Origin of the sequence: Rhodopseudomonas palustris, from assembly GCF_007005445.1 — a bacterium.
Lineage (GTDB): Bacteria > Pseudomonadota > Alphaproteobacteria > Rhizobiales > Xanthobacteraceae > Rhodopseudomonas > Rhodopseudomonas palustris_G.
In genome coordinates this window covers 2,889,831-2,903,841 of record NZ_CP041387.1, presented here as the reverse complement: position 1 = coordinate 2,903,841, position 14,011 = coordinate 2,889,831, and the positions used below count along the sequence as shown (strand labels likewise).

The window sequence follows — 14,011 nt, the reverse complement described above, 5'->3', positions numbered from 1 at the left end:
CCGCGTCAGATGCAGCATCCTGCGGACGAGTTTCCATCGGGCTTGGTGGCCCGGACGAATCCGCTGAAGAACTTGCCCTGCATCTTTGGGGCGAGGGCGTCGACGTCGATGCCCTTGCCGGCCAGGAATTCGCGGGCGTCCTCGATGTCGTACACGCGCGTCGGCTCGATCGAGATCTGCGCGAAGCCGGCGGCTTCCAGCCTGGCGACGTAGTCGGCCTCGTCGAGCGCGCCGGCGAGGCAGCCGACCCACAGCAGCACGTCGCGGCGCAGCGCGTCCGGAATCTCGCCGCGCGTCACCACGTCCGACACCGCGAACCGGCCGCCCGGCTTCAGCACCCGGAACGCCTCGCGCAGCACGCGGTCCTTGTCGCCCGACAGGTTGATGACGCAGTTCGAGATGATCACGTCGACCGAAGCGTCGGGCAGGGGGATCGCCTCGATCTCGCCCTTGAGGAATTCGACGTTGTCGAGCCCGGCCTTGCGCTGATTGTCGCGCGCCAGCGCCAGCATCTCGTCGGTCATGTCGAGGCCGTAGGCCTTGCCGGTCGGGCCGACCCGGCGCGCCGACAGCAGCACGTCGATGCCGCCGCCGGAGCCGAGATCGAGCACGATCTCGCCCGGCGACAACTGCGCCAGCGCGGTCGGGTTGCCGCAGCCGAGCGAAGCCAGCATCGCCTCGGCCGGCAGGCCCTGTTCCTGCGCGGCGTCGTAGAGATTGCTGGTGATCGGGCTGGCGCCGGGAAGCACCGACGACCCGCAGCACGACGCGCCGCCGCCGGTGGCGACCTTCAGCGCGGCGCCGGCGTATTTCTCGCGAACGATGTCCTTCACGTCTTGCACGTCAGTGGGCATTGCGGTTCTCCGTTGGGCAGCAGACGACGTCTTCGGCCCGCACCGCGCGGGAGCGGGTGCAGCATTCGGCATAGAGGAAGGCCAGCAGCTCGCGCAGCGCATCGGCGATGGCGGTGTAGCGCAGGAAGGTGCCTTCTCGGCGGGACTGCACCAGGCCTTCGTTCTTCAGCTTGTCGAGATGATGCGACAGCGTCGACGGAGCGATGCCGAGTTCGTCGCCGATCTCGCCGACCACCAGCCCGTCCGGATGCGCCGACAGCAGCGTGCGCATGATGCGGAGCCTGGGCTCGGTGCCCATCGCGGCGAGCATGTCGGCGAAGCGGGCGATATCGACGGTGTCGGTCATGGCATCGATCTCATTTTCGATAATTCTATAATCATCGAATTATTGGTCAAGCTGTTTGTGCTTGACCGCTTATGCGCATAAGCGCATTTGTTTGCGATGGACACCGAAGCTCTCTGCTATCTCAACGCGCTCTCCGATCCGACCCGGCTCGCAGCGGTGCGGCTGCTGTGGGACGGCGAGGAGCACTGCGTCTGCGAACTGATGCGCGTGCTCGGCGCGACGCAGTCGCGGATGTCTCGGCATATGGCGGTGCTACGCAGCGCCGGTCTGGTCATCGATCGGCGCGACGCGCAGTGGGTGCGCTACCGGCGCTCTCCGAATCTGTCGCCCGAAGCGGTGGCGCTGGTCGAGGCCGCGCTCGCCTTCAGGCGCAAACGGCGCGCGAGGGCCGCATGACCACCACCGCACTGTCCGGCAAGTCTCGCTTGATGACGACCAAACTGATCGTCACCGTCCTGCTCGTGGTACTATGGGGCGCGGTGTACGCGGTGCTGTCGCCGGCCTCGGAATGGATCGTACGCCAGCTTCCGCTCGATCCGGCCGGCGGTTCGGCGCGGGCGCTGGCGTTCTTCATCTATGACACTCCCAAGGTGCTGATGCTGCTGACGCTGATCGTGTTCGCGATGGGCGTGGTGCGCAGCTTCTTCTCGCCTGAACGCACCCGCGCGCTGCTCGCCGGGCGGCGCGAAGGCGTCGGCAATGTCGCCGCTGCCGGGCTGGGCGTGCTGACGCCGTTCTGCTCGTGTTCTGCGGTGCCGCTGTTCATCGGCTTCGTCAGCGCCGGCGTGCCGCTCGGGGTGACGTTCTCGTTCCTGATCTCCGCGCCGCTGGTCAACGAGGTCGCGCTCGGGCTGCTGCTGGCGCTGCTCGGCTGGAAAGTGGCGCTGCTGTATCTGCTGTTCGGCCTCGCGGTTGCGATCGTCGCCGGCATGGTGATCGGTCGGCTGCATCTCGAAGGCTGGCTGGAGGACTGGGTGCGGGCGCTGCGCACCGAGGCGGCGCCGCTCGAAGCCGAGCGCCTCAGCGTGTCGGACCGGATCGACGCCGGGGTCGAGGCGGTGCGCGACATCGTCGGTCGGGTATGGCGGTGGATCATCGCCGGCATCGCGATCGGCGCCGGCATTCACGGCTGGGTGCCGGAGGGGCTGCTCGCCGGGATCATGGGACGCGAGGCGTGGTGGTCGGTGCCGGCCGCGGTGGCGATCGGCATTCCGATGTATTCCAACGCCGCCGGGATCGTCCCGGTCGTCGAGGCGTTGCTCGGCAAGGGGGCAGCGCTCGGCACCACCCTGGCGTTCATGATGAGCGTTACCGCGCTGTCGGCGCCGGAGCTGATCATCCTGCGCAAGGTGCTCAACGTCCGGCTGATCGCCGTGTTCGTCGCCGTGGTCGGCCTCGGCATCCTGGCGGTCGGCTATCTGTTCAATTTCCTGTTCGGCTGAAGGAGAAGGTCATGAAGGACGTCAAGGTGCTTGGTTCGGGCTGCAAGCGCTGCATCGAAACCGCCGCTCTGGTGCAGGGCGAGGCGGACCGCCTCGGCGTGCCGATCCGGCTGGAGAAGGTCACCGACTACGCCGAGATCGCCAAATTCGGCATCGCCTCGACGCCGGGCGTGGTGGTGGACGGCAAGGTAGTGCATGCCGGCGGGTTGCCGAAGGCCGAGAGCATCGCGGCGTGGCTGTCGAGCTGAGCGGCGGCGGAGACAGGACTTGACTGGTGCTGATATTTCCATTATTCATGAATTATGGAAGCAAATGCAGCCCTCGATGCTCTGTCGGCCCTGTCGCAGGAAACCCGCCTCGCGGTGTTCCGGCTGCTGGTCCGGTGCGAGCCGGATGGCGTCGCCGCCGGCGATCTCGCCAAGGCGGTGGGGGTGCCGGCCAACACCATGTCGGTGCATCTCGGCGTGTTGAGCCGCGCCGGCCTGGTGACCTCGGAGCGGCACAGCCGCTCGATCGTGTACCGCGCCGATCTGGCGCGGTTCCGAGCCCTGATGCTGTTCATGCTGATGGATTGCTGCGACGGCCGCAGCGACATCTGTGCCCCGCTGATCGCCGACCTGACCCCCTGTTGTCCTTCGAAAGAGACCGTCGATGTCTGATCGCATCTTCAACGTGCTGTTTCTCTGCACCGGCAACACCGCCCGCTCGATCATGGCCGAGAGCATTCTGCGTAAGGACGGCGGCGGCCGGTTCAACGCCTTCTCCGCCGGCAGCCAGCCGAAAGGCGTGGTCAATCCGTTCGCGCTGAAAGTGCTGGCGGACGGCAACTACCCGACCGAGGGGCTGCGCTCCAAGAGCTGGCAGGAGTTCGCCGCCGCCGACGCCCCGGTGATGGATTTCGTGTTCACCGTCTGCGACAACGCCGCCGGCGAGGCCTGTCCGGTGTGGCCCGGCCAGCCGATGACCGCGCATTGGGGGATCGATGATCCCGCCGCGGTCGAAGGCATCGATCTCGAAAAAGAGCGCGCGTTCGTGCAGGCGTTCCGCTTCCTGAAGAACCGGATCGGCGCCTTCACCGCGCTGCCGATCAAGCGGCTCGACGGCGTCGCGCTCGGCGCCAAGCTGCGCGAGATCGGCCAGTCCGCTGGCGCCAGTCACGGCCGTCCGGAGGTGGCGTGATGGACGTCGTCATCTATCACAACCCCGACTGCGGCACCTCGCGCAACACCCTCGGCCTGATCCGCAACGCCGGGATCGAGCCGCACGTCATCGAGTATCTGAAGTGCCCGCCGAGCCGGGCGATGCTCGAACAGTTGATTGTCCGCGCCGGGCTGACGCTGCGGCAGTTGCTGCGCGAGAAGGGCACGCCGTATCACGAACTGAAGCTGGACGATCCGGCACTGAGCTACGAGGATCTGATGGCGGCGGTGATCGCGCATCCGATCCTGATCAACCGGCCGCTGGTGGTGACGCCGAAGGGCGTGCGGCTGTGCCGGCCGTCCGAACAGGTCATCGACCTGCTGCCGCCGCAGCGCGGCCAGTTCACCAAGGAAGACGGCGAACTGGTGACCGACGCGAGCGGGCGCAGGGTCGAGACGGCGTAGTTGTGCTTTGGGGTGGAGATGAAGCCAAGCGTTACCACCCGCACCGCCGTCATCGCCCGGCTCGACCGGGCGACCTAGTATTCCAGAGCGCCGTTGCGTTCGCGCGGCGACGTAAGCGCTGGATAGCTGGCGTTCTGGGATACTGGATCCCTGCCTACGCGGGGATGAGGTTTGTTAGTTTGGTGGGCGGAGCGGCCAACAGATCATTCGACAAAAGAGTCCAGAGAACGGGTTAGAGATCATCCATGTCCACCTTCGAACGCTATCTCACCCTGTGGGTCGCGCTGTGTATCGTCGTCGGCATCGCGCTCGGGCATCTGATGCCGGGGGCGTTTCAGGTGATCGGGGCGGCGGAGATCGCCAAGGTCAATCTGCCGGTAGCGGCGCTGATCTGGCTGATGATCATTCCGATGCTGGTGCGGATCGACTTCGCCGCCTTGGGCCAGGTGCGCGAGCACTGGCGCGGCATCGGCGTGACGCTGTTCATCAACTGGGCGGTGAAGCCGTTCTCGATGGCGGCGCTGGCGTGGCTGTTCGTCGGCTGGCTGTTCAGGGCGTATCTGCCGGCGGACCAGATCAACTCCTACATCGCCGGCCTGATCATCCTGGCGGCGGCGCCGTGCACCGCGATGGTGTTCGTGTGGTCGAACCTGACCAAGGGCGAGCCGCATTTCACCCTGAGCCAGGTGGCGCTCAACGACACCATCATGGTGTTCGCGTTCGCGCCGATCGTCGGCCTCCTGCTCGGCCTGTCGGCTATCACCGTGCCGTGGGACACGCTGGTGCTGTCGGTGGTGCTGTACATCGTGGTGCCGGTGATCATCGCGCAGGGCCTGCGCCGCTGGGCGCTGGCGTCGGGCGGCGAGGCGAGCTTGCAGCGGCTGCTCGGCGTGTTCCAGCCGCTGTCGCTGGTGGCGCTGCTGGCGACGCTGGTGCTGCTGTTCGGCTTCCAGGGCGAACAGATCATCCGGCAGCCGCTGGTGATCGCGTTGCTCGCGGTGCCGATCCTGATCCAGGTGTATTTCAACGCCGGGCTGGCGTACCTGCTCAACCGGCTCAGCGGCGAGCAGCATTGCGTCGCCGGGCCGTCGGCGCTGATCGGCGCCAGCAACTTCTTCGAACTCGCGGTGGCCGCGGCGATCAGCCTGTTTGGCTTCGAATCCGGAGCCGCGCTCGCCACCGTGGTCGGCGTGCTGATCGAGGTGCCGGTGATGCTGACGGTGGTGGCGATCGTCAACCGCTCCAAGCGCTGGTACGAGGCCGACGCCGAGGCGCCGGTGGCGCGGACACCGAGCTGAGATGGCCCTGATTAAACGGCTCCGATCGCCGCGCGCACCGCGCTGCGGGCGACGCCGAACGGCTCGCCCAGCGACAGCCCGCCGTCGATCACCAGCGTCTGGCCGGTGACGTAGCCGGCAGCCGGCGAGCACAGGAACGCCACCACCTCGGCGATCTCGGCGGCGGTGGCGGCGCGGCCGAGCGGCACCGCGGCTTCGATCACCGCGCGATTGACTGGATCGTCGCTCAGCCGCGGGCCGTCGTCGCGATCGACCACGCCGGGCGCCACCGCATTGACTCGCACGCCGCTGCGGCCGAGGTGCCAGCCGAGATAGCGGGTGAGCTGTTCGACGCCGGCCTTGGCGACGTGATAGGCGGCGGTCTCGTGCGCGACGCTGCGCGCCAGCACCGAAGATAGGTTCACGATCGCGCCGCGCGCTTGCGCCAGATGCGGCAGCGCCGCCTGCGCGGTGAGCATGTAGCCGCGCAGCATCACCGCTTCGGTCGCGTCCCACAGCGCGGCGCTCTGCTCGCCGAACGGCGGCCGCGCCCGCTGCGACGGCGCGGCGTTGTTGACCAGGATGTCGAGCCCGCCGATCGCGGCGGCGCTCGCCGCCACAGTCGCGGCGATCGCCGCTTCGTCGCTCATGTCCCCGACGATGAAGTGCGCATCGCCGCCCGCGTCGTTGATCGCGCGCGCCGCGGCTTCGCCGGCATCGTGCCTGAGGTTGACCAAGACGACCTGAGCGCCCTGCATCGCCAGCGTGCGCGCGATCGCCAGGCCGATGCCCTGCGCCGCGCCGGTGACCATCGCGCGGCGGCCGTGCAGGGGCAGGGCGGCGTTATCGCTCATCGCGGCGCCGGCGATGGCGGCCGCGCCGGCCGCAGCTCGATCCGGCTCGCCAGCGCCCGCGGCGCGAACGACAGCACGTCGATCACCGCCTGCGCGACGTCGTCGGCGGACAGGTGCCAGTCCTGCGGCGGTTCGTCGGCGAAGTCGGTGGCGACTCGGCCGGGCATCACGCAACTGACGCGGATGCCGTAAGGATGCAGCTCCTGCAGCAGCGATTCCGATAGCCCGAGCAGGCCGAATTTCGAGGCGCAATACGCCGCGCCGCCGCCATAGGCGTTGACGCTGGAGCGGCTGCCGATGTTGACGATGGCGCCGCCGCCGCGCGCCTTCAGCGCCGGGATCGCGTAGTGGCAGCAATAGAACGCGCCGGTGAGATTGGTGTCGATCGTCGCGCGCCAATCCGAGGGGGCGAAGCTCTCGACCGGGCCGAGCAGGCCGATGCCGGCGTTGTTGACCAGAATGTCGAGGCCGTCGAACGCCGTGACGGCGTGGTCGATCAGCCGGCGCACCTCCGACTCGTCGCGAACGTCGCACGCCACGCCGTGAACCCGGCCGGCGACGCCGTCGCGCAGCGCCGGCAGCGCCTGGGCGATCTCGGCCTCGTCGCGGGCGCAGATCATCACGTCGCAGCCGGCCTGCGCCAGCGCCCGCGCGATCGCAAAGCCGATGCCCTTGCTGCCGCCGGTGACCAGCGCGGCCTTGCCGGCGAACGTCACGCCGGCACCTGTCCGGGCCGGGCGAACGCCAGCGGCCTGGTCAGAGCCAGCGGGGGCGAACCGGCGAACCAGGCCGGCGCGTCGTCGACATGCGCCAGCGACAGCAGTTCGGGGAATTGCGCCACGCGGGTCTGCCAATACGGCGAAGTCTCGGTCAGCCGCAGGAAGTCGGCGCGGTGGTGAGCGTGGCGCACCTGATCGCCGAGCAGCCAGTAAGCGTGCGCCAGCGCCGCCGCCATCGAGGCGTCGTAGGGATAACCATCGTGGATCGCCTCGATCCAGCGCGCCAGCTTGGCGACGTTGCCGCCGGGACGGAAGTTCGGATTGTCGAGGAAGTTCGCGACCAGGTTGAAGCTGAACCAGATCTCCTTCTGCTGCTCGAGATCGGGCACGGCCTGATGCGGGATGTCGAACACCTCCCAGCCGGTGCGCAGCCGTTCGCGGTCGGCGGCGAAGCGATAGCCGAATTCGCCGCGCTCGGCGGAGCGGCCGGGATTGATGGTCTTGTCGTAGCGCTCTTCTTTGGTGCGCGCGTCGCCGAGCGACTGGAACGCCGAGAACATCTCGGTGCCCTTCAGCGGCTGGCAGATGTAGAAGCTCGCCCAGTCGCTGGCGAGTTCGACCGCGAGATCGTAGCTGTCCATCATCTGGCCGAAGGTCTCGTCGGGAAAGCCGATGATGAAATTGGTCGAGACGAACACCTCGGGGTATTTCGCGAACAGCCTGGCGCGCTCGCGCAATTTCGGTTTGGTGGTCGGCTTCTTGATCGTCTTCAGCATCGCGTCGTTGCCGGACTCGACCCCGATCTTGAAGGCGCGCAGCCCGGACGCGACCATTGCCTGCATGATCTCGTCGTCGATCGCCACTGCGATCACGCCGTTGCTGGCGGTCCATTCCAATCGGGGCACCTGTTCGGCGAGGCCCTTGAACAGCGCCAGCGTCCGCTCCCGGTCCCACAGCAGATCGTCATCGAGCCAGTCGATGTAGCGGATGCCGTGATGCGTCACGAGGTGCTTCACCTCGTCGATCACGTCCTGCACCGTGCGCTGCCGCAGCCCGAAGCCGTTGAAGTTGCGCACTGTGCAGAAGGTGCAGCGCGCCCGGCAGCCACGGGTGGCGAGCACGGTGGCGTAGGGCTTGTCGGCGCCGACATAGCGCGAGAACGCGCCGAGCCCGCCATAGCGGTGATACTCCTCGACGTTGATCGCGTCGTAGAACGGCAGGATGTCCCAATTCACCGGATTGTCGCCGGAGGGCCTGCCGAGTTCGACGATCCGGCCGCCATCGGCGAACGCCATGCCCTCCGGCACGGCGTCGGCGTCGCCCGCCAGCGCCGCCAGATAGTTCATCAACTGCCGCTCGCCCTCGTGGCGCGAGACGATGTCGCACAGCCCGCTTTGAAGGATTTCCTGATAGTCGAACGTCGCCTGCACCCCGCCCGACAGGATCGGCACCTGCGGAAATTCGCTGCGGATCAGCTCGATCACCTCGACGAAGCACGGCTTGGTGGTGCCGAACATGTACGATACGGCGACATGCGGATGGGCGCAGGCTCCGATCGCCTCGCGCACCAGATCACGCCACAGGCCGTAATCGAAGCCGTCACTGTGCGCGGCCTTGAGCAACTGATGATTGATGTCGATCAGGCGGATGCCGATCTCCGGATCGGCGGCGCGCGCCGCCGCGGCGAGATACAGCAGCCCGGCCGGCGGGAAGTTGTAGTAGCCGCCGTTGCGTGCGGTGGTGACGTCGAAGAATTTCTCCGGCACCAGCGCCGGCTGGATCAGGATCAGGTCGCTCGGCCGCTGCAGCGACCGCGCAGCGGCAAAGCGCGCGAAGTCGGCGCGGATGAGCGCGTGGTCGACGGGGGAGGGCGGGGTGGCAAGCTTGGTCATCGGGTGCGGGGCTCGGCTTACGTGACGGTCGGACGCAAGGCGACTCGAGCCGCCGGCAACTCACCACAAACGGCGCACTCGACGAATCATTAGCGTCTTTCGCCGCGCAATCAAAGCTGCGCGGCGTCCGGGGCGAAGTAATAAAGTGCGACCGCGAGCCCGGGCGCCGAACAGGTATTAAGAAATCGGTAACCAGTCGTGCTGGAGGCGCGGCGATTCGGGGCGTGTCGCCGTCGCAAGGTCGTCATGCCCGGGACGAGCCCGGCCATGACGGGTGCCGAGGCGTGGCACGAAACAAGAGTCAGCCGTTGCGGAGGTTCAGCCCGGTCGCGTCTTCGAGCTCGGCGATCGCCTGCTCGCCGCTCGTCACCTTGATGGTCGCCATGCCCATCTCGCGCGCCGGCTTGAGGTTGACGCCGAGATCGTCGAGATACACGCAGGCCTTCGGGTCGACGCCGAGCGCGTCGGTCATCATCCGGTAGATCTTCGGGTCCGGCTTGCGCAGGCCGATCTTGGCGGATTCGATCACATGGTCGAACAGCGCCATCACCTCGGCGACGTACAGCGTCCGTCCCGACGCCGAGCCGATCGCGTTGGCCGGCAGATTGTTGGTGATGCAGCCGGTCTTGTGGTTCTGCTTGATGATCTTCAGGGCGGCGACCATCTCGGGCCGCAGCGTGCCGGACAACAGCGGCAGCACGTCCCGGCCGCGCACTTCGGCGCCGAGCGCGCGGGATTCCTCGGCGAACAGCGCGTCGAAGGTGTCGAGATCGATCTCGGCGCGCTCGAACTTGGCCCAGGCGTTCTCGAAATGATTGGCGGCGTTGGTGCGGCGGATGATGTCGATCGGCAGCCCGCGCTCGGTCTCGAACCGTGCAAACGCTTCGAATGGCGAACTCGTGAGCACCCCGCCGAAATCCCAGATCACCGCCTCGATCATCGCGTTCCGTCTCCCCGCTGTTGTTTGCCGGAGCGCTAGCATGCGTCGGCGGCGGGGACCAGCCCGATCGCCGATGCGGGTTCCAATAATGGTTCCTATTTGCATCTCGATCTTGAACCTTTAGGCTGTTTCCTGAATCAGGTCGCCAATGACCTGAGAGGTGGCAGGACAGTTGCGTGCAGGTTGGTGAAATCGGTGAGGAGCTGAGGCCCGGGGCAACGGATCGGGCGGGCGCTGCGCGAAGGCGGACACTGCTGTTGGCGCTCCTGGCTTCGACAGCGCTCGTCGCAGTCACAGTGCCTGCATCTGCGCAGCAGGTCTGGGTCGGCGCCGGTCAGGATTTCAACAATCCATCAAACTGGAGCAGTCCGGCAGCCGTACCCGACACCGGTTCGACGGCAGTGTTCACCAACAACGGCGCGTCGACATTGCTGATGGTGACGGTCACGCGCAGCCCGGAAGGCTTCACGTTCGACGCCGGTGCCCCGACCTATACCATCGGAGTCGCATCCGGCGGGCAGCTCAACATGAGCGGCGCCGGCATCGTCAACAACTCCGGCAATGCGCAGAACTTCCTCATCGGTGCCGGCGGCCAGATCGATTTCATCGGCAGCAGCACCGCTGCCAATGCGACCATCACGACCCAGAGCGGCGGCACGTTGCTGTTCAGCCAATCCTCGTCGGGAGGGACGGCCGAAATCGTGAACAACGGCACGATGGCCCTGCGCTCCGACTCGGGCGGGGTCTCGATCGGATCGCTGTCGGGCAGCGGGACGGTTGCGGCAACGGTGGTGCCCGGCGCGCCGGTGCAGACCCTGACGGTCGGCAGCCTGAACACGTCGACGTTATTCTCGGGCGCGCTGATCGACAACGGCGCACAATTTGCGCTGGGCAAGACCGGCACCGGAACGCTGACGCTGACGGGAGACAATTTCTACACCGGTGGCACCACGATCTCGGGCGGAACGCTGCAACTCGGCAATGGCGGCATCAGCGGCTCGATCACCGGCGACATCACCAACAATGCGACGCTGGCCGTCAACCGCAGCAACGGCACCAGCCTCGGCGGCGCGATCTCCGGGACCGGCAACCTGATCAAGTATGGCAGCGACATCCTGGCGCTGCTCGGCAACAACACCTACACCGGCGGCACCACGATCTCGGCCGGCACGCTTCGGGTCGGCAACGGCGCCACCAGCGGCTCGATCGTGGGCGATGTCGTCAGCAACGGTGTGCTGCAGTTCAATCGACACGATTCGATCGGCTTCGGCGGTGTGATCTCGGGGAGTGGATCGCTCGAGAAGATCGCGGCGGGTACGCTGACCTTGACCGGCGCCAACACCTACACCGGCGGCACCACGATCTCGGCCGGCACACTGCAGATCGGCAACGGCGGCACCACCGGCTCGATCACCGGCAACGTCGTCAACAATGCGTCGCTGGTGTTCAACCGCTCGGATGCCGCGGGCTTCGGCGGCGTGATTTCCGGCACCGGCAGCGTCACCAAGCTCGGCAACGACGCGCTGATCCTGTTCGGCGACAACACCTACACCGGCGGCACGACCATCAGCAGCGGCTTCTTGCAGGTCGGCAATGGCGGCACCACGGGGTGGATCGTCGGCAATGTCGTCAACAACGGAACGCTGCAGCTCGCCCGCTCCGATGCCAACACGTTTGGTGGTTCGATTTCGGGCACAGGCAATCTGATCAGCTTCGGCGGTAGCGGCGGCAGTGGCGTTTTCACGTTGACCGGGAGCAATACGTACACCGGGGGCACCACCGTCTCCAGCGGCACACTGCAGATCGGTGACGGCGGCACGTCGGGGTCGATCGTCGGCGATGTCAGCAACAGCGCGACGCTGGCGTTCAACCGCTCGGACGCGACCAGTTTCGGCGGTGCGATCTCCGGCGGCGGCCAACTGATCAAGCGCGGCGCCGGCAATCTGTCGCTGAGCGGCATCAGCAGCTACACTGGCGCCACCACGGTCGAGGCCGGCACGCTCAGCGTCAACGGCTCGATCGCGTCGTCGTCGCTCACGACGGTGAATGCCGGCGCGGCGCTCGGCGGCAACGGCACCGTCGGTGCCACGCTGATCAATGGCGGCGCGCTGGCGCCGGGCAATTCGATCGGCACGCTGAATGTCAGCGGCAACCTCGTCTTCACCGCGGCGTCGAGCTACATGGTCGAGGTGTCGCCGACCAGCGCCGATCGCGTCAACGTAACCGGCATTGCGACGCTCGGCGGTGCGACGGTGAATGCGTCGTTCGCCGCCGGCGGCTATGTCGAGCGGCAATACACCATCGTCAACGCGACCGGCGGCATCGCCGGGACGTTCGGGACGCTGGTCAACACCAACCTGCCGTCCGGCTTCAAATCGAGCCTCGGCTACGACGCCAACAACGCCTATCTCAATCTGGTGCTCGACTACACGCCGCCGGCGCCGCCCGGACCGACGCCTCCGGTTGTCAACAGCGGCCTCAACGCCAACCAGACCGCGGTCGCCAATGCGCTGACGAACTACTTCACGCGGACCGGCAGAATTCCGATCGTGTTCGGCGCACTGAACGCGAGCGGGCTAAGCGCCGTGTCGGGCGAGACCGCCACCGGCGCGCAGCAGTCGACCTTCAACGCCATGACGCAGTTCATGGGTCTGCTGACCGATCCGCTCGGCAACGGCCGCGAGCCGCCGGGTGCGACCAGCCGGCCGCTGCCGTTCGCCGCGACGAGTGCCGGCGCAGTGCGCGACGCGAATGCGATGATGGCCAACGCTCCGGTGCCGGCGGCGTTCGAGCCGCGCTGGAACATGTGGGCCGCCGGCTTCGGCGGCGCGCAGACCACCGACGGCAATGGCTCGCTCGGCTCCGCGACCGCGACCAGCCGGCTCGCCGGCATCGCCGCCGGCGCCGATTACTGGCTGTCGTCGCAGACCGTCGCCGGCTTCGCGATGGCGGGCGGCGCCACCCAGTTCGGTCTGGCGAACGGACTCGGCTCGGGGCGTTCCGATCTGGTGCAGGTCGGCGGCTTCCTCCGCCACAGCTTCGGCGCCAGCTATCTCACCGCCGCCGCCGCCTATGGCTGGCAGGACATCACCACGGAACGGACGGTCGTCGTCGGCGGCTTCAATCAGCTCCGTGCCGACTTCAACGCCCACGCCTATTCGGCCCGTGTCGAAGCCGGCCATCGCTGGGTTGCACCGGCGTTCGGCGGCGTTGGCCTCGCGCCCTACGCCGCCGCGCAGGTCACCGCCTTCGATCTGCCGGCCTATACCGAGCGGGCGGTGGGCGGCAGCAGCGTGTTCGCGCTCGGCTACGACGCCAGGACCGTCACCTCGACGCGCAGCGAGCTCGGCCTGCGCAGCGACAAATCGTTCGCGCTGGACGGCGCGCTGCTGACGCTGCGCGGCCGTGCGGCGTGGGCGCACGAATTCGACGTCGATCGTTCGATCGCGGCGACATTCCAGGCGCTGCCCGGCGCCAGCTTCGTCGTGAGCGGCGCTCGCCCAGCACGGGACGCGGCGCTGACCACGGTGTCGGCGGAAGTGAGTTGGCTGAACGGCTTCTCGGTCGCGGCGGCGTTCGAGGGCGAATTCTCGGATGTCACCCGCAGCTATGCCGGCAAGGGCGTGCTGCGCTATTCTTGGTGAGTGCGTCAGCGCACCGTCGGAGCCCGGGCTTGCGCCCTCAGTGCATCGTTTTGCTGCTCTTGAGAAACGGCCGACGCGCGGACTCGTGTTTTTCGTATAGTTCGAGCCAGCGACAGTCTTCCGGCCTGTACCATTCGTCGCGCGTCATCTGCGGCAGCGGCATGCTCTTGCTGATGATTTCCTCGAGGCGGAAATATTCGGCGGTTTCCTCCGCCGTCAGCCCGATCAGCACGCGGTTGCCGAAGCGGTCGAGTTCGTAGTCGTCGTCCTTGATCATACGGCTAGTTGACAAAGCCGATCGGCGTGGTCAACGCGATTTCGGTTTTAACCTAACCGATCAACCTTACCGAGGCGGAGCTCATCTCACTCTTCGTAGTTCTACGAGGTAATTGTTAACCGCTTCTTGTGGCCTTCCACGTAGTTGTGAACCGCGCCGGAA

15 protein-coding genes are annotated in these 14,011 nt (G+C 67.1%); 8 read left to right on the top strand and 7 right to left on the bottom strand.

What is annotated here, in order from left to right; all coding sequences use genetic code 11:
- Positions 1-5: 5 nt before the first annotated feature.
- Positions 6-854, bottom strand: a complete 849-nt coding sequence (locus tag FLL57_RS13290) for an arsenite methyltransferase (protein ID WP_047308040.1) — start codon at positions 852-854, stop codon at positions 6-8.
- Entirely contained in the window at positions 844-1,200 is a 357-nt protein-coding gene (locus tag FLL57_RS13285; protein ID WP_142883131.1) for an ArsR/SmtB family transcription factor, read from the bottom strand. Before FLL57_RS13285 ends, FLL57_RS13290 begins: the two co-directional genes overlap by 11 nt.
- Before the next feature lie 96 nt (positions 1,201-1,296).
- Here FLL57_RS13285 and FLL57_RS13280 point away from each other — a divergent pair, with 96 nt between their 5' ends.
- From FLL57_RS13280 to arsB, 7 genes are all read left to right on the top strand, one after another.
- On the top strand, positions 1,297-1,596 hold the full coding sequence (locus tag FLL57_RS13280) for an ArsR/SmtB family transcription factor (RefSeq protein ID WP_142883130.1): 300 nt from the start codon (positions 1,297-1,299) through the stop codon (positions 1,594-1,596).
- A 32-nt stretch (positions 1,597-1,628) separates the two neighbouring features.
- Complete coding sequence (locus FLL57_RS13275) at positions 1,629-2,642, top strand: permease (RefSeq protein ID WP_433962621.1); 1,014 nt, start codon at positions 1,629-1,631, stop codon at positions 2,640-2,642.
- Positions 2,643-2,653: 11 nt separating this feature from the next.
- The gene (locus FLL57_RS13270) at positions 2,654-2,890 is read left to right on the top strand and encodes a thioredoxin family protein (protein ID WP_011159097.1); all 237 of its coding nucleotides are present in this window, start codon (positions 2,654-2,656) and stop codon (positions 2,888-2,890) included.
- Between the two features lie 54 nt (positions 2,891-2,944).
- Positions 2,945-3,301 carry an ArsR/SmtB family transcription factor gene (locus FLL57_RS13265; protein WP_013501556.1) on the top strand — a complete coding sequence of 119 codons (357 nt, stop codon included), beginning with the start codon at positions 2,945-2,947 and terminating at the stop codon, positions 3,299-3,301.
- Positions 3,294-3,821 carry an arsenate reductase ArsC gene (locus FLL57_RS13260; RefSeq protein ID WP_013501557.1) on the top strand — a complete coding sequence of 176 codons (528 nt, stop codon included), beginning with the start codon at positions 3,294-3,296 and terminating at the stop codon, positions 3,819-3,821. Before FLL57_RS13265 ends, FLL57_RS13260 begins: the two co-directional genes overlap by 8 nt.
- Positions 3,821-4,246, top strand: a complete 426-nt coding sequence (gene arsC, locus FLL57_RS13255) for an arsenate reductase (glutaredoxin) (RefSeq protein ID WP_142883128.1) — start codon at positions 3,821-3,823, stop codon at positions 4,244-4,246. The genes FLL57_RS13260 and arsC overlap by 1 nt, the downstream gene beginning before the upstream one ends.
- A gap of 245 nt (positions 4,247-4,491) precedes the next feature.
- A complete protein-coding gene (arsB, locus tag FLL57_RS13250) occupies positions 4,492-5,544 on the top strand; it encodes an ACR3 family arsenite efflux transporter (RefSeq protein ID WP_142883127.1) in 1,053 nt (350 codons plus the stop codon).
- Positions 5,545-5,555: 11 nt separating this feature from the next.
- Here arsB and FLL57_RS13245 read toward each other — a convergent pair whose 3' ends face one another.
- The 4 genes from FLL57_RS13245 to FLL57_RS13230 all read right to left on the bottom strand — a co-directional run bounded on the left by FLL57_RS13245 (position 5,556) and on the right by FLL57_RS13230 (position 9,928).
- Positions 5,556-6,377, bottom strand: a complete 822-nt coding sequence (locus tag FLL57_RS13245) for an SDR family NAD(P)-dependent oxidoreductase (RefSeq protein ID WP_142883126.1) — start codon at positions 6,375-6,377, stop codon at positions 5,556-5,558.
- Positions 6,374-7,093, bottom strand: coding sequence for an SDR family oxidoreductase (locus tag FLL57_RS13240; protein WP_142883125.1), 720 nt, complete (start codon positions 7,091-7,093; stop codon positions 6,374-6,376). The genes FLL57_RS13245 and FLL57_RS13240 overlap by 4 nt, the downstream gene beginning before the upstream one ends.
- A complete protein-coding gene (locus FLL57_RS13235; RefSeq protein ID WP_142883124.1) occupies positions 7,090-8,988 on the bottom strand; it encodes a B12-binding domain-containing radical SAM protein in 1,899 nt (632 codons plus the stop codon). The genes FLL57_RS13240 and FLL57_RS13235 overlap by 4 nt, the downstream gene beginning before the upstream one ends.
- A 301-nt stretch (positions 8,989-9,289) precedes the next feature.
- Positions 9,290-9,928, bottom strand: coding sequence for an HAD-IA family hydrolase (locus FLL57_RS13230; RefSeq protein WP_047307072.1), 639 nt, complete (start codon positions 9,926-9,928; stop codon positions 9,290-9,292).
- A gap of 176 nt (positions 9,929-10,104) precedes the next feature.
- Here FLL57_RS13230 and FLL57_RS13225 point away from each other — a divergent pair, with 176 nt between their 5' ends.
- Positions 10,105-13,572, top strand: a complete 3,468-nt coding sequence (locus tag FLL57_RS13225; RefSeq protein ID WP_142883123.1) for an autotransporter outer membrane beta-barrel domain-containing protein — start codon at positions 10,105-10,107, stop codon at positions 13,570-13,572.
- 37 nt (positions 13,573-13,609) lie between these two features.
- On the opposite strand, the gene FLL57_RS13220 is transcribed toward FLL57_RS13225, so the two are convergent.
- Positions 13,610-13,849, bottom strand: coding sequence for a hypothetical protein (locus FLL57_RS13220; RefSeq protein WP_013501565.1), 240 nt, complete (start codon positions 13,847-13,849; stop codon positions 13,610-13,612).
- Positions 13,850-14,011: the final 162 nt, after the last annotated feature.

Excerpts from the sequence above, each read along its gene's own strand:
- FLL57_RS13245 (WP_142883126.1), bottom strand. The coding sequence starts at position 6,377 with ATGAGCGATAACGCCGCCCTGCCCCTGCACGGCCGCCGCGCGATGGTC.
- arsB (WP_142883127.1), top strand. The coding sequence starts at position 4,492 with ATGTCCACCTTCGAACGCTATCTCACCCTGTGGGTCGCGCTGTGTATC.
- FLL57_RS13290 (WP_047308040.1), bottom strand. The coding sequence starts at position 854 with ATGCCCACTGACGTGCAAGACGTGAAGGACATCGTTCGCGAGAAATAC.
- FLL57_RS13270 (WP_011159097.1), top strand. The coding sequence starts at position 2,654 with ATGAAGGACGTCAAGGTGCTTGGTTCGGGCTGCAAGCGCTGCATCGAA.
- FLL57_RS13265 (WP_013501556.1), top strand. The coding sequence starts at position 2,945 with ATGGAAGCAAATGCAGCCCTCGATGCTCTGTCGGCCCTGTCGCAGGAA.
- FLL57_RS13220 (WP_013501565.1), bottom strand. The coding sequence starts at position 13,849 with ATGATCAAGGACGACGACTACGAACTCGACCGCTTCGGCAACCGCGTG.
- FLL57_RS13230 (WP_047307072.1), bottom strand. The coding sequence starts at position 9,928 with ATGATCGAGGCGGTGATCTGGGATTTCGGCGGGGTGCTCACGAGTTCG.
- FLL57_RS13275 (WP_433962621.1), top strand. The coding sequence starts at position 1,629 with ATGACGACCAAACTGATCGTCACCGTCCTGCTCGTGGTACTATGGGGC.
- arsC (WP_142883128.1), top strand. The coding sequence starts at position 3,821 with ATGGACGTCGTCATCTATCACAACCCCGACTGCGGCACCTCGCGCAAC.
- FLL57_RS13235 (WP_142883124.1), bottom strand. The coding sequence starts at position 8,988 with ATGACCAAGCTTGCCACCCCGCCCTCCCCCGTCGACCACGCGCTCATC.
- FLL57_RS13285 (WP_142883131.1), bottom strand. The coding sequence starts at position 1,200 with ATGACCGACACCGTCGATATCGCCCGCTTCGCCGACATGCTCGCCGCG.
- FLL57_RS13260 (WP_013501557.1), top strand. The coding sequence starts at position 3,294 with ATGTCTGATCGCATCTTCAACGTGCTGTTTCTCTGCACCGGCAACACC.
- FLL57_RS13280 (WP_142883130.1), top strand. The coding sequence starts at position 1,297 with ATGGACACCGAAGCTCTCTGCTATCTCAACGCGCTCTCCGATCCGACC.